This window comes from Mesorhizobium sp. M1329 (assembly GCF_040318035.1).
Classification (GTDB): Bacteria; Pseudomonadota; Alphaproteobacteria; order Rhizobiales; family Rhizobiaceae; genus Mesorhizobium.
In genome coordinates this window covers 25,147-44,761 of sequence record NZ_JAMYLN010000028.1, presented here as the reverse complement: position 1 = coordinate 44,761, position 19,615 = coordinate 25,147, and the positions used below count along the sequence as shown (strand labels likewise).

At 62.7% G+C, this 19,615-nt stretch carries 19 protein-coding genes and 3 pseudogenes; 11 read left to right on the top strand and 11 right to left on the bottom strand.

Features of this window, described 5'->3' with window-relative positions; all coding sequences use genetic code 11:
* Positions 1 to 66 precede the first annotated feature (66 nt).
* The 6 genes from NKH21_RS24595 (at position 67) to NKH21_RS24570 (ending at position 4,855) form a co-directional block, all read left to right on the top strand.
* A complete protein-coding gene (locus tag NKH21_RS24595; RefSeq protein WP_352661729.1) occupies positions 67 to 570 on the top strand; it encodes an Lrp/AsnC family transcriptional regulator in 504 nt (167 codons plus the stop codon).
* Positions 567 to 1,730, top strand: a complete 1,164-nt coding sequence (locus tag NKH21_RS24590; RefSeq protein ID WP_352661732.1) for a saccharopine dehydrogenase family protein — start codon at positions 567 to 569, stop codon at positions 1,728 to 1,730. Before NKH21_RS24595 ends, NKH21_RS24590 begins: the two co-directional genes overlap by 4 nt.
* 111 nt (positions 1,731 to 1,841) lie before the next feature.
* Positions 1,842 to 2,630 (top strand): ABC transporter substrate-binding protein, encoded by a 789-nt coding sequence (locus NKH21_RS24585; protein ID WP_352661735.1) that lies wholly within the window; start codon positions 1,842 to 1,844, stop codon positions 2,628 to 2,630.
* A 113-nt stretch (positions 2,631 to 2,743) separates the two neighbouring features.
* Positions 2,744 to 3,415, top strand: a complete 672-nt coding sequence (locus NKH21_RS24580) for an amino acid ABC transporter permease (protein ID WP_352661738.1) — start codon at positions 2,744 to 2,746, stop codon at positions 3,413 to 3,415.
* Positions 3,412 to 4,086, top strand: a complete 675-nt coding sequence (locus NKH21_RS24575; protein WP_352868045.1) for an amino acid ABC transporter permease — start codon at positions 3,412 to 3,414, stop codon at positions 4,084 to 4,086. Before NKH21_RS24580 ends, NKH21_RS24575 begins: the two co-directional genes overlap by 4 nt.
* Before the next feature lie 25 nt (positions 4,087 to 4,111).
* Positions 4,112 to 4,855, top strand: a complete 744-nt coding sequence (locus NKH21_RS24570) for an amino acid ABC transporter ATP-binding protein (protein WP_352661744.1) — start codon at positions 4,112 to 4,114, stop codon at positions 4,853 to 4,855.
* Between the two features lie 143 nt (positions 4,856 to 4,998).
* Here the strand turns inward: NKH21_RS24570 and NKH21_RS24565 are convergent, their stop codons facing one another.
* Positions 4,999 to 5,421, bottom strand: a complete 423-nt coding sequence (locus NKH21_RS24565; protein ID WP_352475654.1) for a hypothetical protein — start codon at positions 5,419 to 5,421, stop codon at positions 4,999 to 5,001.
* A 303-nt stretch (positions 5,422 to 5,724) separates the two neighbouring features.
* Positions 5,725 to 5,940: pseudogene (locus tag NKH21_RS24560) on the bottom strand (Gfo/Idh/MocA family protein); the annotation flags it as partial.
* Between NKH21_RS24560 and NKH21_RS24555 the strand changes: the two are divergent.
* Positions 5,929 to 6,110, top strand: a pseudogene (locus NKH21_RS24555) (polar amino acid ABC transporter ATP-binding protein); the annotation flags it as partial. The pseudogenes NKH21_RS24560 and NKH21_RS24555 overlap by 12 nt on opposite strands.
* Before the next feature lie 23 nt (positions 6,111 to 6,133).
* On the opposite strand, the gene NKH21_RS24550 reads toward NKH21_RS24555, so the two are convergent.
* Both NKH21_RS24550 and NKH21_RS24545 read right to left on the bottom strand, forming a co-directional pair.
* Complete coding sequence (locus NKH21_RS24550) at positions 6,134 to 6,565, bottom strand: DUF6841 family protein (protein WP_352661750.1); 432 nt, start codon at positions 6,563 to 6,565, stop codon at positions 6,134 to 6,136.
* A gap of 409 nt (positions 6,566 to 6,974) precedes the next feature.
* Positions 6,975 to 7,460 (bottom strand): RidA family protein, encoded by a 486-nt coding sequence (locus tag NKH21_RS24545; protein WP_352661753.1) that lies wholly within the window; start codon positions 7,458 to 7,460, stop codon positions 6,975 to 6,977.
* Between the two features lie 195 nt (positions 7,461 to 7,655).
* Here NKH21_RS24545 and NKH21_RS24540 point away from each other — a divergent pair, with 195 nt between their 5' ends.
* Positions 7,656 to 8,351 carry a TetR/AcrR family transcriptional regulator gene (locus NKH21_RS24540; protein WP_352661756.1) on the top strand — a complete coding sequence of 232 codons (696 nt, stop codon included), beginning with the start codon at positions 7,656 to 7,658 and terminating at the stop codon, positions 8,349 to 8,351.
* A 119-nt stretch (positions 8,352 to 8,470) separates the two neighbouring features.
* Here NKH21_RS24540 and NKH21_RS24535 read toward each other — a convergent pair whose 3' ends face one another.
* The 4 genes and pseudogenes from NKH21_RS24535 to NKH21_RS24520 form a co-directional block, all read right to left on the bottom strand.
* Positions 8,471 to 9,529 (bottom strand): Gfo/Idh/MocA family protein, encoded by a 1,059-nt coding sequence (locus tag NKH21_RS24535; RefSeq protein ID WP_352661759.1) that lies wholly within the window; start codon positions 9,527 to 9,529, stop codon positions 8,471 to 8,473.
* A gap of 77 nt (positions 9,530 to 9,606) precedes the next feature.
* Entirely contained in the window at positions 9,607 to 10,392 is a 786-nt protein-coding gene (locus NKH21_RS24530) for a ThuA domain-containing protein (protein ID WP_352661762.1), read from the bottom strand.
* 204 nt (positions 10,393 to 10,596) lie between these two features.
* Positions 10,597 to 11,112 (bottom strand): annotated as a pseudogene (locus NKH21_RS32845) (DUF2778 domain-containing protein); the annotation flags it as partial.
* A gap of 1,582 nt (positions 11,113 to 12,694) precedes the next feature.
* Positions 12,695 to 13,507 (bottom strand): class I SAM-dependent methyltransferase, encoded by an 813-nt coding sequence (locus tag NKH21_RS24520; RefSeq protein ID WP_352661768.1) that lies wholly within the window; start codon positions 13,505 to 13,507, stop codon positions 12,695 to 12,697.
* 187 nt (positions 13,508 to 13,694) lie between these two features.
* Between NKH21_RS24520 and NKH21_RS24515 the strand changes: the two genes are divergently transcribed.
* Positions 13,695 to 14,117: a hypothetical protein gene (locus tag NKH21_RS24515; RefSeq protein WP_352661771.1), complete on the top strand. Its 423-nt coding sequence runs from the start codon at positions 13,695 to 13,697 to the stop codon at positions 14,115 to 14,117.
* A 67-nt stretch (positions 14,118 to 14,184) separates the two neighbouring features.
* On the opposite strand, the gene NKH21_RS24510 is transcribed toward NKH21_RS24515, so the two are convergent.
* From NKH21_RS24510 to NKH21_RS24500, 3 genes are all read right to left on the bottom strand, one after another.
* Positions 14,185 to 15,624, bottom strand: coding sequence for an FAD-binding oxidoreductase (locus NKH21_RS24510; protein ID WP_352868039.1), 1,440 nt, complete (start codon positions 15,622 to 15,624; stop codon positions 14,185 to 14,187).
* 173 nt (positions 15,625 to 15,797) lie between these two features.
* Positions 15,798 to 16,394 (bottom strand): cation efflux transmembrane domain-containing protein, encoded by a 597-nt coding sequence (locus NKH21_RS24505; protein WP_352661777.1) that lies wholly within the window; start codon positions 16,392 to 16,394, stop codon positions 15,798 to 15,800.
* A gap of 31 nt (positions 16,395 to 16,425) precedes the next feature.
* Positions 16,426 to 18,624 carry a heavy metal translocating P-type ATPase gene (locus NKH21_RS24500; protein ID WP_352661779.1) on the bottom strand — a complete coding sequence of 733 codons (2,199 nt, stop codon included), beginning with the start codon at positions 18,622 to 18,624 and terminating at the stop codon, positions 16,426 to 16,428.
* Between the two features lie 66 nt (positions 18,625 to 18,690).
* Here NKH21_RS24500 and NKH21_RS24495 point away from each other — a divergent pair, with 66 nt between their 5' ends.
* Together NKH21_RS24495 and NKH21_RS24490 are read left to right on the top strand one after the other, a co-directional pair.
* Entirely contained in the window at positions 18,691 to 19,116 is a 426-nt protein-coding gene (locus NKH21_RS24495; RefSeq protein WP_352661782.1) for a MerR family transcriptional regulator, read from the top strand.
* A gap of 87 nt (positions 19,117 to 19,203) precedes the next feature.
* Positions 19,204 to 19,605 (top strand): hypothetical protein, encoded by a 402-nt coding sequence (locus NKH21_RS24490; protein WP_352661784.1) that lies wholly within the window; start codon positions 19,204 to 19,206, stop codon positions 19,603 to 19,605.
* Positions 19,606 to 19,615 lie beyond the last annotated feature (10 nt).

Here is a 19,615-nt window from a genome sequence, read left to right as displayed (position 1 = left end):
CATAAGGTATTTTCATATCCGAAAGAAAATCCAATCGTTTCTTTCCCTTTATGAAAGCCTGAGCGTTTGCGGGAACATCTCGATCAGACCGACCGGCGACTGGTCAAGCTGCTGTCGCAGGATGCGCAGCTTGGCGTCAACCGCCTTGCCGAGAAGATGGCGATCTCGGTGCCGACGGTGCGCATGCGGCTGCGCAGTCTGCTCGACCGCAACCTGCTCAAGATCGTCGGGCTGCTCAACCTGACCGAGCGCCCCGAACTGATCTCGGCGATCGTCGGCATCAATGCGCAAGGGCGTGGTCGGGCGCGAGAACTGGCGCAGCGTATCTCGGAATTGCCTTTCGTGAACTCGGCCGCCGTCGTCACCGGGCGCTTCGACATCATCGTCGACGTGACCGTGGCCGGTGATGTCGCCGATCTCTACCGCGTCACCAGCGAGCTGATCCCCGGCGCCGGTGAGCCGGGCGAGGTCGTGCGCAGCGAGACCTTCGTCGTCATGGCGTCCTGCAACAAATGGGTCAGCCTGCCCGAAGGCTGCTGGTCGGACGAGACGCGAAAGGAAATGGCATGAAGATCGCGGTTCTCGGCGGCCTCGGCCTGCAAGGCCGGGCGGCGATCGCTGACCTCGTTGCCAGCGATGGTGTCGAGCAAGTGGTCTGCGTCGACACTACAACCGACGGCGCTGCACGGCTTGGCGGCCTGACCAACCTTGCCCGGGTGCGTTTCGTCGTGCCGCAGGGCGCGATCGGTCCGGCATTGGCCGATGTGATGACGGACGTCGATGCGGTCATCGACCTGTTGCCGCAACCGCTGATGCGCGAGGCGGTGCAGGCGGCGATCGCGACGCGCACGCCGCTGGTCACCACCAATTACGGCAAGGCGATCGCCGATCTGGCGCTGGAGGCCGAAAAGGCCGGCGTGTCGATCGTGACCGAATGCGGGCTCGACCCCGGCATCGACCTGGTGCTCTACGCACGCGCCGCAAGCCAGTTCGACACCATCACTGCGATCGATTCCTACTGTGGCGGCATTCCCGAGCCGAAAGCGGCGGTCGAGCCGCTGCGCTACAAGGTGAGCTGGAATTTCGACATGGTTCTGATCAGCCAGAACCGCGACAGCGTGCTGGTCGAGGACGGCAAACGGGTCGACGTGCCGGCCGCCCGCCAGCACGACAATCGCTTCATCCACGAAATCGAGGTGGCCGGACTGGGCAGGCTCGAAGCCTTCCCCAATGGCGACGCGCCACATTATGCCGGCATGCTCGCCGCCGCCAAGGGGCTGCAGCGCTCCGGCCGCTATTCGCTGCGCTGGCCCGGCTGGTCGGCGTTCTGGGTGCCGCTGAAGCGGCTCGGCTTCCTCTCCGAGGACAAGGTGCCCGGCACCGGCGTCAGCCCACGCGAATTCCTCGGCCGGCTGCTCGGTCCGCAACTGCAATATGGCGCCGACGAAAAGGACCTTTGCGTCATGCGCAACGTCTTTGTCGGCAGCGAACGCGGCCGCCGCAAGACGGTGACCTCGGAGCTGGTCATCGAACGCGACCTCGCCTCCGGCCTGTTCGGCATGAGCCTCGGCGTCGGCTATCCCGCCAGCATCGTGGCGCAGATGCTGGCACGGCGCGAGATCGCTACGCCCGGCCTGCTCAACCCGCTGCTGCATGTGCCGGATGGCCGCTTCCTCGATGAGCTGGCTAGGCGCGGCATCAAGGTTGCCGAAACGGTGAGCTGGGACTGAAGGATTTTCGAACGGTGGTTGCTGCCGGCAACGGCGCTGCCGCTCAAAAAGCACCTCGATGGGGTGAAACAACAAGTGGAACAACAAACGACAACAAGGAGGAATGCCCAAATGAAGATTGCCAAGCTTTTCATCGCCGGACTTGCGCTCGCCGGCCTCACCGCCGCCGCCAGCGCCGGAACGCTCGACGAGATCACCAAGCGCGGTGAGCTGCGCGTTGCGGTGCAGACGCAAGGACCGCCCTTCTCGCTGGTGGGTGCTGCCGGCGAACGCACCGGCAGTTCGGTCGAACTCGCCGAATTGATGGCCAAGGAAATGGGCGTCAAGATCACCTTCCTCGACTTCGACTGGGATGGCCTGATCCCGGCGCTGCTGTCGGGCAAGGCCGATCTTCTGGTCGCCGACATGACACCGACGCTGGCGCGTGGCATGAAGGTCGCCTTCACCAAGCCTTACATGTACACGGGCAGCACCGTCTTCACCAAGGCTGGGACCGCCTTCAAGTCCACCGAGGACTGCAAGGCCAAGGGCACCAAGATCGCCGTGCTGCTTGGCGCCACCGGCGAGAAGGAAGCCAAGGCCGCCTTCCCCGATGCCGACATCAAGAGCTACAAGGGCGGCGGCCCGCTGTTGCTCGACGCCGTCAACAACGGCCAGGCCGATTGCGGCGTCAACGACGTCTCGGCGGTCAAGGGCCAGTCGACCGCTTACCCGGCCGGCAGTTTCACCATCATGCCGGACATGCTGTCGAAGGAGCCTCTGGCCTTCGCCACGCGCTATGACGAGCAGGATCTGTTGACCTGGATGAACCTGTTCCTCGACCAGGTCAGCCTCGACGGCCGCCTGCAGAAGAACCTCGACTACTGGGTCAATTCCGACGCCTGGAAGAAGGATCACTGAGGAGAGTGAGTAGGGAGTAGGGAAGCGCGTCCGGGATGGCCGTTTCCCCTACTCCCCTACTCCCCTACTCCCCTACTCCCCTACTCCCCTACTCGCCATTCACCGCCACACCCATGCTCGAAAACTTCAGCTTCCGCACCATCGTCGAATATCTGCCCCTGTTCGGGCAGGGCCTCGTCACGACCGTGTGGCTGTCTGTCCTCTCCTTTGCCGGCGCGCTCGCCGTCGGCATCGTGCTCGCCGCCATGAACCTGCAGCGCGGCCGGCTGTTCCGCGTCCCGGCCAAGGCCTATATCGACGCCGTGCGCGCCACGCCGCTGCTGGCGCAGCTTTATTTCCTCTATTTCGGCCTGCCGCGGCTCGGCTTCGTCCTGCCCGAGCTCGTCGTCGGCATCCTGGCCCTGTCGCTGAACAGCGGCGCCTATGTCGCCGAGATCATCCGCGCCGGCATCCTGTCGATCCCGCGCGGCCAGGTCGAGGCCGGCGTCGCCTCGGGCATGACCTATATCCAGCGCATGCGCCTCGTCATCCTGCCGCAGGCGTTCAAGGTGACGATCCCTCCGTTGCTCGGCCAGGCGATTGTGCTGGTCAAGGATTCCGCGCTGTTGTCGCTGATCTCGGTCGCCGAGCTGACGCGCGCCGGACAGTTGCTCGCCTCCGACCGCTTCATGCCGGCCGAAGGTTTTATCACCATCGCCGCCTTCTACCTGCTGCTCTATTACGGGCTGAAGGGACTGGCGGCGCTCTCCGGGCGCTGGCTCGGCCTGGCGGGGGCACGGACATGATCTGGCAGCAGCTGCAAAGCATCGCCGGCAGCTATCCCCTCGCGCTGCGCGGCCTCGGCATGACCGTGGTGCTGTCGCTGATCAGCCTGGTGCTGGGCACGCTGCTCGGCTTCGGCCTTGGCATTCTGCGCACCCGCGGCAACCGGCTGATCAGCGGCGCGATCGGTGCCTGGGTCGACCTGATCCGCGGCACGCCGTTCCTGGTGCAGATCTTCCTGATCTTCTTCATCCTGCCGGAACTCGGCATCGAGCTCGACGCCTTCACCGCCGGCATCATCGCGCTGACCAATCTGGCCGCCTGCTTCATCTGCGAGATCGTCGTCGCCGGCATCCGCTCGGTGCCGACCGGCCAGGTAGAGGCGGCGTTGGCGTCCGGCCTGTCGCGCTGGCAGCGCATGCGCCAGGTCGTGCTGCCGCAGGCGATGCGCATCGTGCTGCCGCCGCTGGTCGGGCAATATGTGCTGCTGATCAAGGATTCCTCGGTGGTCTCGGCCATCGGGCTCACCGACCTCACGCGCGTCGGCTGGCTGGTGGTGCAGCGTGTGCCGAACGGCCTGCTCGTCTTCTTCCTCGTCGGCCTCGGTTATTTCATCGTCTGCTATCCCCTGATCATGCTGGCCCGCCGGCTGGAACAGCGCATGGGTGCGGCGCATGACGAGGTGCAGTTGTGACATCGAACCCCAAGGGTCCGGCAATATGACCAAAACCGGCATGATCGAATTTCGCGGCGTCAACAAATGGTTTGGCCAGCTCAATGTGCTCAGGGATATCACGTTGAGCGTCGAGCCGCGCGAAGTGGTCGTCGTCTGCGGGCCGAGCGGCTCGGGCAAGAGCACCTTGATCCGCTGCATCAATGGGCTGGAGACGATCCGCGACGGCGACCTTACGGTCGACGGCCAGCGCCTCGGCGACCCCGCCACCAACATGACGCGGCTGCGCACCGAGATCGGCTTCGTCTTCCAGTCGTTCAACCTCTACCCGCACAAGACGGCGCTCGAGAACGTCACGCTGGCGCCAATCCACGTGCGCAAGATCCCGCGCACCGAAGCCGAGAAGGCCGGGCGCGAGCTGCTCGCCAAGGTCGGCCTCGCCGACAAGGTGAATGCCTATCCCGCGCAGCTGTCAGGTGGCCAGCAGCAGCGCGTGGCGATCGCGCGCTGCCTCGGCATGCGCCCCAAGATCATGCTGTTCGACGAGCCGACCTCGGCGCTCGATCCAGAGATGATCTCGGAAGTGCTCGACGTCATGGTCGCGGTCGCCGAGGAAGGCATGACCATGATGGTGGTGACGCACGAGATGGGCTTTGCCCGCAAGGTCGCCCAGCGCGTCGTGTTCATGGACGCCGGCGCCATTGTCGAGAGCGGCACGCCGGACGAGTTCTTCTCGCACCCGAAGACGGACCGCAGCCGCGCCTTCCTGAGCAAGATCCTGCGGCATTAGGGTTCAAACTCAACTCAGCTGGCTGTCGTCGATGGCCAAGATGGATGGAAAGCGGTCCTTCGCTGGACGTTCCCTAATACGACAGATGCGCGCCGGGCTTCCTCTTAGGGCGGCCATTGCCGCACTTCCACCAGCCGCTTCCCTTATGCTGGCATCAAATCGATGACCCGCATGATCGCGACCGCACTGCTCGTGTTCTGGGTGCCTTCTGTCGTAGCGCCATTAGCGCAGGCCCAAACATCGCCCTTCTTGACTGTGAACTTTTGTTTGTTGTGAACGACCGAAAGTTCTCCCTCAGTCATGTGGCAGAGCATGTCGTTCTTCATCATGTTGTCAGTCGTCTTCGCTCCGGGCTGAATGACAACATCGCGCAGCTTCACCGTTGCATAGGCTGGTATGACCGACTTGCGCTCACCAAGCGCTACAACTCTGACGCCGGGTGAGACCTCCTTGCCCTCATCGGGGCCGTAAGTCTGGGCGGCTGCTGGTGTCCCCCAAGCGATCAGAGGCGTTGCGGCCAGTGTAAGACCGAGTGCAATTGTGGATCTACGATTGACGGCTTCCATGGTTTCCTCCCTGTTCAAAAGTTGGTCGGAAAGGTAGGCCAACAATCAACGATGGGCCGTTGCGGCGAAGAGTCAACTGACCTTCCGAGTTAGTTCAGTCTCGCTCGCGGCTAGCGAGTTTCACAAACCACTCGGGTCGCCGAGACGGAGAGGGGGAATTGCGCTGACCATGTCATTGCGTGCGACCTTGTCCCGACATCAAAGACATTTCATTCTTGCGAAGGCCCTCGCTGCCAAAGACCCCTCTCCGGCCGCTTTTGCGGCCACCTCTCCCACCGCTTGGCGGGGGCGAGGAACCCAAGCCTATTGCGCATCCGCGTGGGTGCTCAATTCGGCCCGCTTCTCATCCGAGACGACGGCGAGATCGAGGACCTTCTGCAATTCGGCCGCATGCAGGAATGACGGTTCGGCCTGGACGCCGTTGCGGACTGCATCGACGAAGCGCTGGTAGTTGGTCGCCACCGTTCCGGCGTCCAGAACCTGCCATTTGGCGTTCTCGACATCTTCGCCGAGGAAGGCATGACCATGACGGTGGTGACGCACGAGATGGGCTTTGCCCGCAAGGTCGCCCAGCGCGTCGTGTTCATGGACGCGGCGCCATCGTCGAGAGCGGCACGCCGGACGAGTTCTTCTCCAACCCGAAGACCGACCGCGGCCGCGCTTTTCTGAGCAAGATCCTGCGGCATTAGGGGGCATTAGGAGAAAGCGGACCTCAGACGATGCCGTGCTTTCTCAACAGCGCCTGCTCGTCGCCCGATATCCAGCCGAAAACCTTCGGCTCCCCGTCCAACTTCTGCACGAGGTAGTGGACGTCAAAATCTATCGCCACCTTCGATTGATCCTTGCGGGCATAGGTTGCCGTCCAGGCGACATGAGCCACGCAATGATGTTCGTCTATCGGCGAGAGCCGGACGTTGCGTATCCGCGTTTCCTTCGTCCCTATCGCGCGATAGTGCGCATAGCCTTGCGCCATGACCTGCTTGAGTTGCTCATCGTTCTTTCCGGTCATGACCCCGGCGGGCGAAGCCGCTATGAAGTCCGAGGCATACAGCGATGCGACCTCATCCATGTCCATGTCGCCGCCGAGGGACTGGTTGAAAAAGCGCTCATATCGCTCGAATAGCTTCCTTACGCTGGTCTCCATGATTTCATCTCCAGGTGCGGCTATGTTGGGTGGGACCAGGAAACGCTCCGCCGATCTCCGACATCCGCAATTGACCCTCAGCCATCATGACTTCGTCCCAGGGCGGAGCAAGAGCGAAGCGAGGCGGCAGGCGGCGGGAACGCTGCGTAAATCTCCGACATCCGTAATTTGCCTTCAGCCATCATGACTTCGTCATCCCAGGGTCTGCGCCGCGTCGCACCGCTCCTTGCTCCGTCCTGGGATGACGAAGGCGTGGTGCGACCCTGATTGTGCACGACTTCGACGCCACCCTTGTCGCCGATGCAACAGGCGAAGCCCTGTTGCTCGCCCCTCGTGATGGCGATCGCGCGGCTGTCGCAGGCGCGCTCGACCCATTTCAATTTGGGCGATCGGAGCTACAGCCGCGCACCTAGTCAAGCACGACAACGGCCTCCACCTCGAAGAGCATCGGGTCGATTGCAAGCTTGGGAACGGGAACCAGAGTCTGCGCCGGCAGTGCCTCGACGAACATCTCCTTGACGTTCTTGGTCAACACCTCGAGCTTAGACATATTGTGATCGACCACGAAGACCGTGAGCTTGGCGACCTGATCCGGCCTCGCACCGAGCGCATCGAGGGCGGTGCGCAAATTTGCATAGGCCTGCGCAACCTGGACAGCGAAGTCGGGCGACAAGGCTCCCGTGCTGTCCTGGCCGCCCTGGCCGGAGATGTAGGCCACCCGGGCTCCGCGGGGCGTGATCACTGCCGTGCTGTAGCCATTCGGTGACGGGTCGTAGAGGGTTTGTGGATTGACGATGGTCAATTTGAGATCTTTCTCATTCGCCGTCGCAGCAGTGGAAACTCCCATGGTCATAACAATTAACCCTCCGATAAGCAGGCGCTTGGCGCGTGGCATGATTTTCTCTTGGCTCTGCGGACCGCGAGCAACGTAACCCTCGCGGCCGCCATGATTGAACATTAACCGGTATCGGCGATCGGCTCGTACACCGCACGAGCCAGTCGCATGGTACGATGTACGAGTCAATCGTTCAGGATCGACATTCATCGCGTTGCCGGTCAAAATCGATGGCCTGAACAGCGGGGAAGACGGATGGCAGCCAAACGCAGCGGCGCCCGGAGCACGCGGTCTCAACGGACAAGCGGGCGGCTCCAGCCCGTGCAGGAGTCGCGCAGTGAACCGCCTTTGTCGCGGGAACGTATCGTGGCGACCGCGGTGGAGCTGCTGGACGCTCAAGGGGTCGACGGATTGACGATGCGTCGGCTGGCCGATCGCCTCGGCTCGGGCGTGATGAGCCTATATTGGCACGTCGACAACAAGGAGGATGTCTTTGATCTGGCGCTCGATTCGGTGCTCGAATATCGTGGACCGCAAATGGTTGAGTCTCGAGACTGGCGCGGGCAAGTCGTCCATATGCTCGAAGACTGGCGCGCCAGCATGCTGCGCCATCCTTGGTCGGCATCGCTGTTGCCGCGCCGGGCGCTCGGCCCGAACATCCTCGGTCGCCTGGAACTGCTGAGCAAGACCTTGTCCAGGGCCGGTGTGGCGGACGCAGATCTGAACGTCGCGATATGGTCGCTGTGGAACTATGTGATGGGCGCCACCATCAGCCGGGCGAACTTCGACCTCTCGGACGACGGCAGGGCCGCCACGCAGCAGCGCCATACGCGTCTCAGCGAACGCTACCCGACAATTGAGCGCTCCCGTCTGCTGTTGGATAACGATTGGGATGGTGCTTTCCGGAAAGGCCTCGGCTTCCTGCTCGATGGCCTCTCTTCAAGAGGATGAACTCTTCCTTCACAGGCGTCGCTTCCTGCCGTGAACGGCCGAGATTCGAACTCGGTCGTTCAAAGGGATCAGTTTGTTTCGACCCTGACTGCCCCGTCCGACGGCGAGGGAACCCAAGCCTATTGCGCATCCGCGTGCGTGCTCAATTCGGCCCTCTTCCCATCCGAGACGACTGCGAGGTCGAGGACCTTCTGCAATTCGGCAGCATGCCGGAACGACGGTTCGGCCTGGACGCCGTTGCGGACTGCATCGACGAAGCGCTGGTAGTTGGTCGCCACCGTTCCGGCGTCGAGAACCTGCCATTTGGCGTTTTCGACATCTTCACCGATGCAGGCTTTCAGCTCCGAGCCGGTCAGATTGTGCACGACTTCGATGCCACCCTTGTCGCCGTAGATGCGCAGCCGGAGTTCGTTCAAATGGCCGGTTGCCCAGCGGCTGGCATGGACGACGCCGAAGGCGCCGTTGCTGAAATCCAGCGCCATGGTGAAGCTGTCATTGGCGTCGAGCCCGTACTCGCCGATGCGGTTGCCGGGCGCCTTGTCGAAGGATCTCAGCCGGCAGAACACATGGTCGATGTCGAGCGCCGCGCCATAGCTGGCGAAATCGAGAATGTGGATGCCGACGTCGCCCAGCACGCCATTGGAGCCGTGGCCGCGCGACAGCCGCCACAGCCATTTCGGATCGGTGCGCCAGTCGCCCCAGAACTTGGACACCAGCCAGCTCTGCAGATAGGACGCCTCGACATGCCTGACCGTGCCGATCTCGCCGGCCAGCACCATGGCGCGCGCCCTCTGCAGCGGCGCGACATTGCGATAGGTCAGGTTGACCATGTTGATGATGCCGGCCCGCTCGGCGCCATCGGCCATTTCACTGGCCCGCTGGTAATTTTCGGCCAGCGGTTTCTCGCACAGCACCGGCTTGCCCGCCGCGATCAGCATCATGGTGGTCGGATGGTGGACGCGATCGGGCGTCACGTTCGCCACCGCGTCGAACTTGCCCCATGCCAGCGCCTCGTCCAGCGACGCGAAGCGGTTGCGGATGCCGTAGATGTCCGAAAACTTGTCGACGCGCGTACGGTCGAGATCGACGGCGCCGATCAGTTCGACGCCCTCGATCTTGCCGAACTGCCTGGCGTGCTCCTCCGCCATCCAGCCGGTACCGAGTATCAACAGACGCATGATTCTTATCCTTAGGACAGGGCTTTATCTTCTTGTTCGATCATGGATTTCCCGAACCAACGGTTCGAGATCGTAGCCTAGCGGAAGCCGGCTTCGCCCGCGGAATGCAGCTTTCCGCCACGCTCGACGATCGGCTCGAGCGCCTTTTCCACCGGCACGTTCGGCGCATCGAGGATGGCCGGATTGGCGCCTTGCGGGTTGTGCGCCCATTTCACCGCATTGCGCAGCACCTTCTGGACATTGGCGTCGTGATAGGTCGGATAGGTCTCGTGGCCGGGCCTGAAATAGAAGATGTTGCCGGCGCCGCGGCGATAGGTCAGCCCCGACCGGAACACTTCGCCGCCCTGGAACCACGAGATGAACACGGTTTCCAGCGGCTCCGGCACGGCGAACTGCTCGCCATACATCTCCTCGTTCTCGAGCTCGAAATACTCGCCGATCCCGGCAGCGATCGGGTGATTGGCGCTGGTCACCCAAAGCCGCTCGCGCTCGCCCGCCTCGCGCCATTTCAGCGTGCACGGCGTGCCCATCAGCTTCTTGAATATCTTCGAGAAATGGCCGGAATGGAGAACGATCAGCCCCATGCCTTCCCAGACGCGGCGCGCCACGCGCTCGACCACTTCGTCGGCGACGCCGCCATGGTCCTTGTGTCCCCACCACAGCAAGACATCGGTCTCGGCCAGACGGTCGGCCGGCAGCCCATGCTCCTTCTGCTCCAGCGTTGCCCACGATACCGAAATCTCCGGGTCGAGCTTCAGCGCATTGGCAATAGTCGCATGCATGCCCTCGGGATAGATGCCCGCGACCACCTCATTGGTCCGCTCATGGATATTCTCGCCCCAGACGACAGCGCGTATTGTCATGATGTCCTCGTGATTGTTTGAAGCTGGAGCCGCCCCGGCCGGTCAGTCATAATATCCTCGGCCGGGAATGAAAACCGTTTCGCGGCCAGCTACTGACAATCTGTTGGAAAGCGGGCGGGAACGTCCGGGCGGCAAAACCAGCGATGCCGGGGGGCGAAGGATCGCGACAAAACGGCTTTCGTATTGCGTCGCTGCCGCTACCGTCTACGCGCCGCGGCCCTCTTGGGCGACGCGTGTCAACGGCTTCGACAGGCGCGGCACCACGACGAGGCGCTTGATCTTGCCCTTCTTGTAGGCGGCGAGGAAGCGGGCATAGTCCTTGAAGACGACGCAACCATTGGATTCGGCGCGGCCGCCGCGCAGCATGTAGGTGTGGGCGAGCAGGCCGTCGCGGCCATATTTGTTGCTGCCGCTGGCAGGGGTGAGACGCAGGGCCTCGACGCCGTGGAAGCGTGATTCCCGCAGCGTCAGATTGTAGGTGTCGGGCGGCGTCGGACCGACATTCTTTTTGTGAACATAGCGCGGCTGGTCGACCATCGCGCCCAGTCCCGAATGCGCCTCCAGCCGCGAGCCGTCGGGCATATAGACGGTCTTGGCCGAGATGTCGTAGACGGCGACGCCGCTGCCCATGCCGGGCGTGGTGAACAGGTTCCTGAAGGCCCCGCCGAGACCACCGGAAGGCATGTCGGGCTTGGCGTAGGCCAGCATGTCGCCGCCCTGCGTCTTCGACCGTTTGCCCGGCTTGCCCGACACGGCCGGCACTGCCGCTTGTGACGAATTGCGCGGCGACAGGCTGCCGGGTTGCGTCTCGACCGGCGGAGCGTCGGCCGTCTGGACCTTGCTCGCCCTGGATGTCTGGGTCTTGGATGCCTGGGCCTTGGATGCCTGGGGCGGCTCCGTTTTTGCTGCCTGATCCTTTAGCGCCCGGTCTTTCGGCGCCCGGTCTTTCGAGGCTTGAGCCTGAGGCGCTGCCTCATCGATGTCCGCCCGCGGACGCAGCGTCGGCAGCGGAATGCTGTCGGGCATGTCGTCTTGCGGCGGCAGCGAGGCCAGCTGGATCTCGGGTTCTTGCGGCTCTTGCGAAGCCGCGGGCTCGCTTGCCGCGACGGCTGCCGGAAGCATGTCGATCATCTGCTCCGGCAATGTATTCGCCAGCGCTAGCGCCAGTCGCGACGAGCGTTCGATCTCCGCCACCTCCGGCCCGAAGCGCACCGATGCCGGGCCGTTCGGGTCGGGTATGCGTACCGGCTCGGCGAACCGGGCGTCGGCCGGCAGGCTTGCGAGCATGACGGGTGAGCCGGAGGAGGCACGGGCAAAGGCGGCGGCAAGCTTTTGCGGCGACAGCGCGGCTTTGGCCACCACGTCGTCGAAGCTTGGATGCCGCGATGCGTCGGCGACAGGCGGCACGGTATTGCGCTTGAGACGCGCCGATTTTCCCCGGTGAACGAAGTTCGATGCCGACCGCAGGCAGTTGGCATCGCATCCATGCTGCAGCAGCTGGGCCGACAGCGCTGCGTTTGCCGCGGCCCATGTCGGGGCCTGCGCCTTTGCAAGGCTGCGGCGAGGATCGGCGAGCGCGATGGTGCGCGGCGCGAGCAGGCTTTGCGGAAGACCGTTGGAAGCGGCGGTGAGCGAGGTTGCCATCGAATTGAGGCCGGCCAAGGTCGCTACCGACCATAAAGCAATGGCTGCGCCGACGGCCGGAACCGCGACCCAGCGCAGGCCGGGCCTCATCGAAGTCAATCCAGTTGCAGGACTGTCACCCCGGATTTTCGCACTTACAAACGCCATTCAACCACTCTCAATCGGCCGATGCCGGCTAGCGGATTTCGCAGCCGTGACATTCACAGTTCGCCTGGTGCCCCCAGCACACTTCGCGTCTGTTGCCGATTGATTCAAAAGATGGACAAAGTTGGTTAACCAATCCCTCTACCGACCGCCGATTGGGCGACGGTCACACCGAAAAACGCCCTCCAAAACCTGCATAGTTGGCAAAACTGCCCTCCAATGATGACTTTGCTGCCCGTTTTTGTCGGCCGAGTCAAGAAAGCGAAATGACTAGACCTTGCTGGGCGGAGTTGGCCATGGCTGCCAAAATGAAGTCGGGCCTTCCAGAATCGCGCGGCCGGCAGCCGCCGCCATCAAGCCCCGGCTATCGGTCAACGGCCACTTGTCGAACTGCCACTTGTCGACTGCCACGCGGGCGAATGAACGGTTAACGTCTGAGAATTTGGGATAGCGGCAAGATGTTTGCTGCATAGCAGCTGAATGTCGCGAAGGCTGGAACGGGATATTCAAACACCTAGGCTACAGCCATGATTATGTGAGCCTGAATTTTGGCAGCAACCTCGCCGCTGCCATGCCTGTCTGCAATCGCGGCTGCGGCATAATCGGTTGCAGCGTCCAGCTTTCCCGCCTCTCTGGCCTCGATTTCGTTGCGAAGCAGAGTACCCTGGCAATAAGCAACGGCCGGAAGGCGCGGCGAGGAGGCACGGCTTTGTTCGGCCCTCGTCTCGATCACCACACCGGAAAAACCTGCGTCCTCCAGCTCGCTGCGGATCAGTGCCGTATCGTGGTAGCCATGCGGCGTGCGTGCCAGAAAGCGCGGCGGATCGTTCGGAAAAATCCTCGCCAGAGCATTCGTCACATCGTCGGCAAATACATTCTCTTCGATGCGATCCCATACGCTGAATAGAAAATGTCCTCCGGGTTTCAGGACTCGCCGGGCCTCGCGGTAGGCAGATGAGCGGTTGGGAAAGAACATCGCACCGAACTGACAACAAACGAGATCAAAGGTCGCATTTTCAAACGGCAGCGCCAGAGCATCAGCTTGACGCCATTTGATGCGATCGTCGGGAGCTTGCCGCGAAGCGGCATAGTCGAGCATCGGCTGGTTGAGGTCGGTTACGACATAGCTTGCACCGGTGGACAGTTTTGGCGCCAATGCGCGGGTGACAACCCCGGTGCCTGCGGCGGTTTCCAAAACGGCGCTTGGCGACAACGACGCTGCTCGTCGTGCAAGATCTGCGGCGAACGGCTCGAAAATCAAAGGCACCATATAGCGGTCGTAGTTTTCCGGAATTGAGCCAGCGAACACCTTGTCCGTTTCCAACATTGCTATCCCCGTCGCCCGTTTGATGGCTCGCCAGCATAGCATGGAATTGTTTGCTATTCGGTCGCATTCGACCGCGAGGCGTTTCGCTCCCGGAAGCTCCGGAACGCCGTGCTGCAATTACCTGCATATGTGTTAATATATTGCGGCCATGCGCATTGGTGCATGGCCAATACAATGGGAGGATGCGATGAAAACCATAAATCGCAGGTCTGCAATCGCGCTCGGCGTGACGGCGGCCGCGGTAATGCCTTTGTTCACGCTGGCGGCTGCTGCAAAGGTCAAGAAATACGGCCCGAAGGAAGGCAAGGAGATAGCCCCTGGCGTCAGGCTCGTTGAGGTCGGCACGGGCAATTCCGATATCCCCGCCTACAAGAGCATCTCAATTGTCGATATCGTCTTTCAGCCGGGAGCAGCCGCTCCTGCAATGGTAATGGACAACGACATGGTGTGCACCATTACCGCCGGTGAATTCACCATCAAGAAAGCCGACAAGCAATTCAAGCTCAAGGAAGGTGACGTCTATACCTGCTCCAAGGGCAAGACCGACGAGGCAGCCAACACCAGCAAGGTGGTCGGCATCCACCGTATCGCCGTCTTGATACCTGCCTAGCGCATGCCAACGAAAACCGGCCCGCGCCCCTCTTCGGAGACGCGGGCCTTTTGATGATCTGCCTGGCCTAAGCGGCGCGCAAATTCTCCAGGGGACGCAAATTCTGGTTCATGCGGAACAGGTTCAGCGGATCATAGCGCTGCTTGATCTCCAGAAGCCGCTGATGGTTTCCGCCATAGGCGGCTGCGACCCGGTCGACTTCGTCGTCCGGCATGAAGTTGACGTAGACCGTGCCAGCGGCGAAGGGCCTCGTGCCTTCATAGATGCCGCGCGCCCAGTCGATGCAGGCGCGGTCCATTGCCGGTTCGCGCCAGCGCGCGTGAACATTCATGACGTAGTGCGCGCTGCGTTGCGGAAACGCCGTTGCATCCGCTGTCACACGGCCCGCGGCACCGCCGAGATGGGCGAAGAATATCTCGCATTCCGGCCCCGGAAGCCGGGGTATCGCGGCCGTGACGACCTCGATCGCGCTGTCGGACAGCTCGGTGAAGTCATGGCTCTTCCAGTAGTTTCGAGCGCCTGGCGCCAGCAGCGGATCGAATGCCTGCTCCCAGCCGGTGAACGGGTTAGGACCGACAACATCGGCAATCGGTGTGCCGATGGCGCGAAGCCTTTGCGTCGCCTTCTCGCCCTCCTGGAGGTCGCCGCAATAGCACATAGCCAGGACCAGCACCTCCTTGCCATGCCATTGCGCCGGCAGGAACGGCAGCGGCGGCGCCTGCCGCATGACCACCCAGCAGGTCAACTCATTGGGCGCCGCTTCAAGCGCCGCCCGGTACTCACGCAGCACGTTTTCTGCATCGGCAAAAGGATGAACGACAAGTCCCGACAGGACCTGTGGACCGACCTGATGGAGCTTAAACTCGAAGGCCGTGACGACGCCGAAATTGCCGCCGCCACCGCGCAGCGCCCAGAACAGGTCCGGATTTTCCGTCTGGCTGGCGCGCAAAAGCTTGCCGTCTGCGGTGACCACGTCGGCGGAGAGAAGACTGTCGATGGTCATGCCGAATTTCCGCGTGATCCAGCCGAAGCCGCCGCCCAGCGTCAGGCCTGAGATGCCGGTCGTCGAGTTGATCCCGGTCGGCACTGCCAGTTCAAACGCCTGTGTTTCCCTGTCCACATCGGCGAGCGTCGCTCCAGGTTCCACCCATGCCCGCCGCGTCGCCGGATCGACCCGCACCGACTTCATCGGCGACAGATCGATCACCAGGCCGCCATCGCACACGGCGTTGCCGGCAATGTTGTGGCCGCCGCCGCGGACCGCAAGCAGAAGCCGGTTTTCCCTGGCAAAATTCACAGCGGCGATAACATCGGCGGCGCCGGCGCAGCGCACGATCAGTCCCGGCCGCCGATCGATCATGGCATTCCAGATCGTCCGTGCTTCGTCATAGGCGGCATCGCCTTCCCTAAGCATGGTGCCACGCAACTGCGCCGAAAACGCCTCCAGGGCTGCGGCGTCGACGGTCGTCGTGCCGCGCTCAAGTGTGGTGAGGCTCATGCTGTCCATGGCTTTCCTCCCGATTTACTTATGAGCCGTTTCTCCCTCCGCCCGCTTTGCAAGTGTGCGCTTATATTAGAAATCACGCAAGTTTATGGATGACCGCAGACCGGTCTGCGGGCCTGCATTGGCGCCCCTGCATCGGCGCATTCGCAAGCCGGCGCCGCGCTGGACATTTGGCTTCACGAAACGGCTCGGTGTTCTTCCCGAGCGGCCTCCCAGACCTCGCGCGCGGCGTCTGCATTCAGTGCCGCGATTCCCAGGCCGACGATCAGATCCGGCCATGCCGATCGCCATAGGAAAGCCGTCACCAACCCGGCCAGTATGATCGCGATGTTGGCGACGGCGTCGTTGCGGGCCGAGAGGAATGCCGCTCTGGTAAGACTGCCGCTGTAACGGCGGTAGCGCGCCAGCATGTAGGCGCATGACAGGTTGACCGCCAAGGCGCCTAGCCCTGCCAGCGTCAGCGCCGTTGGCTGCGGCGGCACCGGCATGTTGAACTTTTCCCACGCGGTCCACAGCGTCGCCAGGCCGGGCACCAGCAGGATAAGCGCCAGCGCCATGCCGACCCGCGAGCGGGCACGCAGCGACCATCCCATGGCGAGCAGTATGAGGAGATTGACCGAGGCATCTTCCAGGAAATCGACGCTATCGGCGAACAGCGACACCGAGCCGATCGCCAGCGCCACGGCGAATTCAATGCCGAAATAGCCGAGGTTCAACAGCGCGACGACAAGCACCACCCGGCGAAGGCCGTCCGACGTAATGGCTTGCTGCATGGTCTGTCCCGATGTGATGCCGTTGGTGCTCTTACCAGTTGTTTTTCCAACGCAACAGCCGCACGGCATTCGCTGTCACCAGCACCGTCGCCCCGGTGTCGGCGAGGATGGCGGGCCAAAGGCCGGTAATGCCGGCGATCGTCGTCACCAGGAACACCGCCTTCAGCCCCAATGCCATTGTAATGTTCTGTTTGATGTTGGCCATGGTTGCTTGGGACAGCCTGATCATGGCGGCGACGTCACCGACGCGTCCATGCAGCACCGCTGCGTCAGCCGTTTCAAGAGCGACATCGGTGCCGCCACCCATGGCGATGCCGACATCGGCCGCCGCAAGTGCCGGCGCATCGTTGATGCCATCTCCGACCTTGGCGACCCTGAGCCCCTGCCCCTTCAACTCGACAACGATGCGCTGCTTGTCCTCCGGCATCAATCCGGCGAGCACCTCAATGCCGAGTTGTTTGCCGATGGCAGCGGCGGTGCGCTTGTTGTCACCGGTCAACATGACTGTTTTGATACCAGCGTCAGTCAGCGCCTTCAGCCCGGCGAACGCGTCCGGCCGGGGTTCGTCGCGCATGGCGATGAAGCCGGCAAGAGCGTCGTCGATTAGCAGCACCGACACCGATTTTCCTTCATCGTTGAAGGCCGCGATGCGTGCAACCTGGTCGGCCGGCAGCGGGCTTATCTCGCCGGCAGCGACCGTCGAGCCCAGAAACAGGCTTTTGCCGCCGACACGACCGATTACCCCTTTGCCGCCGAGCGCCTTGGCATCAGCCGCAGGCGGCACGGGAACCTTGTCGAAACCAGCCCTTTGGAGGATGGCCAAAGCGAGGGGATGGCTTGAGCCGGTCTCAAGCGCTGCCGCGAGGGAAAGGACCTGACGTTCACTGGCGCCCACTGCAACGACATCGGTGACCTGTGGCTTGCCGAGCGTCAGCGTGCCGGTCTTGTCGAGCGCCACGGCAGTGATAGTGCCGAGCCCTTCCAGCACCGCGCCGCCCTTCATCAGCAGGCCGCGCCGGGCGCCCGCCGAAAGCGACGCGGCAATTGCCGCCGGCACAGAAATGACCAACGCGCACGGACAGCCGATGAGCAGCAGCGCCAGACCTTTGTAAATCCATTCGTTCCAATCGCCGCCAAGGAGCAGCGGTGGCATGATCGCGACGAGCAACGCGACGGCGACCACGCCGGGCATGTACCAGCGTGAGAAACGGTCGATGAACCGCTCGGTGGGCGCCTTGCTTTCCTGCGCCTCCTCGACGAGCTTGACGACCCGCGCAATCGTGTTGTCGGCGGCGGCCGCCGTCACCTTGATGCGCAGCACGCCGTCGCCGTTGATAGTGCCGGCAAAAACCGTGTCGCCAACCTTCTTGCCCCCCGGGACGCTTTCACCCGAAACAGGAGATTCATCAATGGCGCTCCCCCCTTCGGTGATCTCGCCATCAGCCGGAATCCGGTCGCCCGGCCGCACCAGGATGATAGCGCCCACGGCCAGGCTTTCGGCCCGCACCTCGCGGCTCCTCCCATCCTCTTCGACCAGCGCGGTCTTGGGAACCAGTGTGGTGAGCGCTTGGATGCCGGAACGCGCCTTCCCGGCAGCCACCCCTTCCAGAAGCTCGCCGATTAGGAACAGGAGGACCACCGTCGCCGCTTCCTCGCCGGCGCCGATGATCACGGCACCGGCGGCCGCGATGGTCATCAGCATTTCGATTGTGAACGGAATGCCGGCGAGTGCGGCCATGACGGCCCGGCGCGCGATCGGCACCAGCCCAATCAGCATAGCGGCGATGAAAGCCCAGGAGTCAGTGGCCGGCCACATGTAATAAACCGCAAAAGCCACCGCTAAGGCGACACCATTGGCGATGGTCAAGCCGCCCTTGGCGCTGTTCCACCATGGCCCCGACATTGGCGCATCATCGTTGCCATGCAATCCCGCTAATTTCTTGTCGTGACTGTGCGTTCTGTGGTCATGGTCGGCCAATTGATCGGAGGCCGGCGCTCCAGACTTGGCGGTCACCGGTGCAACAGCGTAGCCGAGGCCGGTGACTTTCCTCTCGATCGCGTCAAGATTGCTTTCGGGAGTATGAAGGACCGTCAGAATGCCTACCGAAACGGATACGCTAACATCCTGCACACCAGGCATCCACCGCACGGCGGTATCGATTTTGCTGGCACAGCTGGCGCAATCCATGCCTTCCACCCGGAATTTTGTCTCTTGTCCGATCGCAGCCATCTCGCACCCCTTGTAACTTTCAACGCGACGCTACATCCTCTAGTGACTAGAGGAGCAAGCGAAAAAATGTCAGCAGGTGTGACCATCGGTGAAGCAGCCCGACGCAGCGGCGTGAAGGTTCCAACCATCCGCTACTATGAGCAGATCGATTTGCTTCCAGCCCCTGCCCGCAGCGAAGCTAATCGCCGGCATTATGAAGCGGCCGATTTGCGCCGGCTCGCCTTCATCAGGCACGCGCGCGAGCTTGGGTTCGACATCGAGGCCATCAGGACGCTGCTGACGTTGCAGGATGATCCCCACCAGCCCTGTGGAACCGCCGACGCCATCGCCCAAGCCCGTCTGGCCGAGGTCGTCCAGCGAATACGCAGCCTTACCGCATTGAAGATCGAGCTGGAGCTGATGGTTGAGGGCTGCCGCCGGGGGAAAGTCTGCGAATGCCGTGTGATCGAGGTGCTTTCAGATCACGATCAATGTGAGCATCCTCGTCATTGATTTGCCAGACCAGAGCTCGCAGCAGCGCCGATGTCGCAGCATGCGGAGCTTGCAAAAGCCGCGCTTTGCAGTCAACCTGAGCGGATGATGGCAGGTCTGTCGCCAAAACGCCTCCTGGTCATGCTGCTTGCGGTTCTCGTGACCGCCGGGTTCAGCCTGTCCGCCGCCCAGGCTGCCGTCATGTCGGCGAGGATGGCGATCGACAGCCGCATGATGATGGTCGCAGATGCCGGCACCACCGACATGGCCAAGATGGCCGATGCCAAGGGCGGCGACTGCAGCGCTTGCCTCAAGAGCTCAGCCGACAACGACAAACCGATGCAATGTGCGCCGACCTGCGTCGCACCGGTTCTGGCGGTGCTGCCGGAAGCTCTCCCTGTAACGGGACTGCCGCAGGCCGAGCTGCCGCCGGCGCTTCCCGCCGCGTTCCTGCATGGGCGAAGTCTGCTGCCCGAGCCATTCCCTCCAAGACCCAGCGCTCTCGTCTGACGCCGTTCTG

What these genes read in the sequence shown, in the direction of transcription:
- NKH21_RS24530 (WP_352661762.1), bottom strand. Translation starts at nt 10,392, where the DNA reads ATGACAATACGCGCTGTCGTCTGGGGCGAGAATATCCATGAGCGGACC.
- NKH21_RS24490 (WP_352661784.1), top strand. Translation starts at nt 19,204, where the DNA reads ATGGCAGGTCTGTCGCCAAAACGCCTCCTGGTCATGCTGCTTGCGGTT.
- NKH21_RS24495 (WP_352661782.1), top strand. Translation starts at nt 18,691, where the DNA reads ATGTCAGCAGGTGTGACCATCGGTGAAGCAGCCCGACGCAGCGGCGTG.
- NKH21_RS24575 (WP_352868045.1), top strand. Translation starts at nt 3,412, where the DNA reads ATGATCTGGCAGCAGCTGCAAAGCATCGCCGGCAGCTATCCCCTCGCG.
- NKH21_RS24500 (WP_352661779.1), bottom strand. Translation starts at nt 18,624, where the DNA reads ATGGCTGCGATCGGACAAGAGACAAAATTCCGGGTGGAAGGCATGGAT.
- NKH21_RS24515 (WP_352661771.1), top strand. Translation starts at nt 13,695, where the DNA reads ATGAAAACCATAAATCGCAGGTCTGCAATCGCGCTCGGCGTGACGGCG.
- NKH21_RS24580 (WP_352661738.1), top strand. Translation starts at nt 2,744, where the DNA reads ATGCTCGAAAACTTCAGCTTCCGCACCATCGTCGAATATCTGCCCCTG.
- NKH21_RS24510 (WP_352868039.1), bottom strand. Translation starts at nt 15,624, where the DNA reads ATGGACAGCATGAGCCTCACCACACTTGAGCGCGGCACGACGACCGTC.
- NKH21_RS24535 (WP_352661759.1), bottom strand. Translation starts at nt 9,529, where the DNA reads ATGCGTCTGTTGATACTCGGTACCGGCTGGATGGCGGAGGAGCACGCC.
- NKH21_RS24565 (WP_352475654.1), bottom strand. Translation starts at nt 5,421, where the DNA reads ATGGAAGCCGTCAATCGTAGATCCACAATTGCACTCGGTCTTACACTG.
- NKH21_RS24590 (WP_352661732.1), top strand. Translation starts at nt 567, where the DNA reads ATGAAGATCGCGGTTCTCGGCGGCCTCGGCCTGCAAGGCCGGGCGGCG.
- NKH21_RS24550 (WP_352661750.1), bottom strand. Translation starts at nt 6,565, where the DNA reads ATGGAGACCAGCGTAAGGAAGCTATTCGAGCGATATGAGCGCTTTTTC.
- NKH21_RS24585 (WP_352661735.1), top strand. Translation starts at nt 1,842, where the DNA reads ATGAAGATTGCCAAGCTTTTCATCGCCGGACTTGCGCTCGCCGGCCTC.
- NKH21_RS24505 (WP_352661777.1), bottom strand. Translation starts at nt 16,394, where the DNA reads ATGCAGCAAGCCATTACGTCGGACGGCCTTCGCCGGGTGGTGCTTGTC.
- NKH21_RS24570 (WP_352661744.1), top strand. Translation starts at nt 4,112, where the DNA reads ATGACCAAAACCGGCATGATCGAATTTCGCGGCGTCAACAAATGGTTT.
- NKH21_RS24540 (WP_352661756.1), top strand. Translation starts at nt 7,656, where the DNA reads ATGGCAGCCAAACGCAGCGGCGCCCGGAGCACGCGGTCTCAACGGACA.
- NKH21_RS24545 (WP_352661753.1), bottom strand. Translation starts at nt 7,460, where the DNA reads ATGCCACGCGCCAAGCGCCTGCTTATCGGAGGGTTAATTGTTATGACC.
- NKH21_RS24520 (WP_352661768.1), bottom strand. Translation starts at nt 13,507, where the DNA reads ATGTTGGAAACGGACAAGGTGTTCGCTGGCTCAATTCCGGAAAACTAC.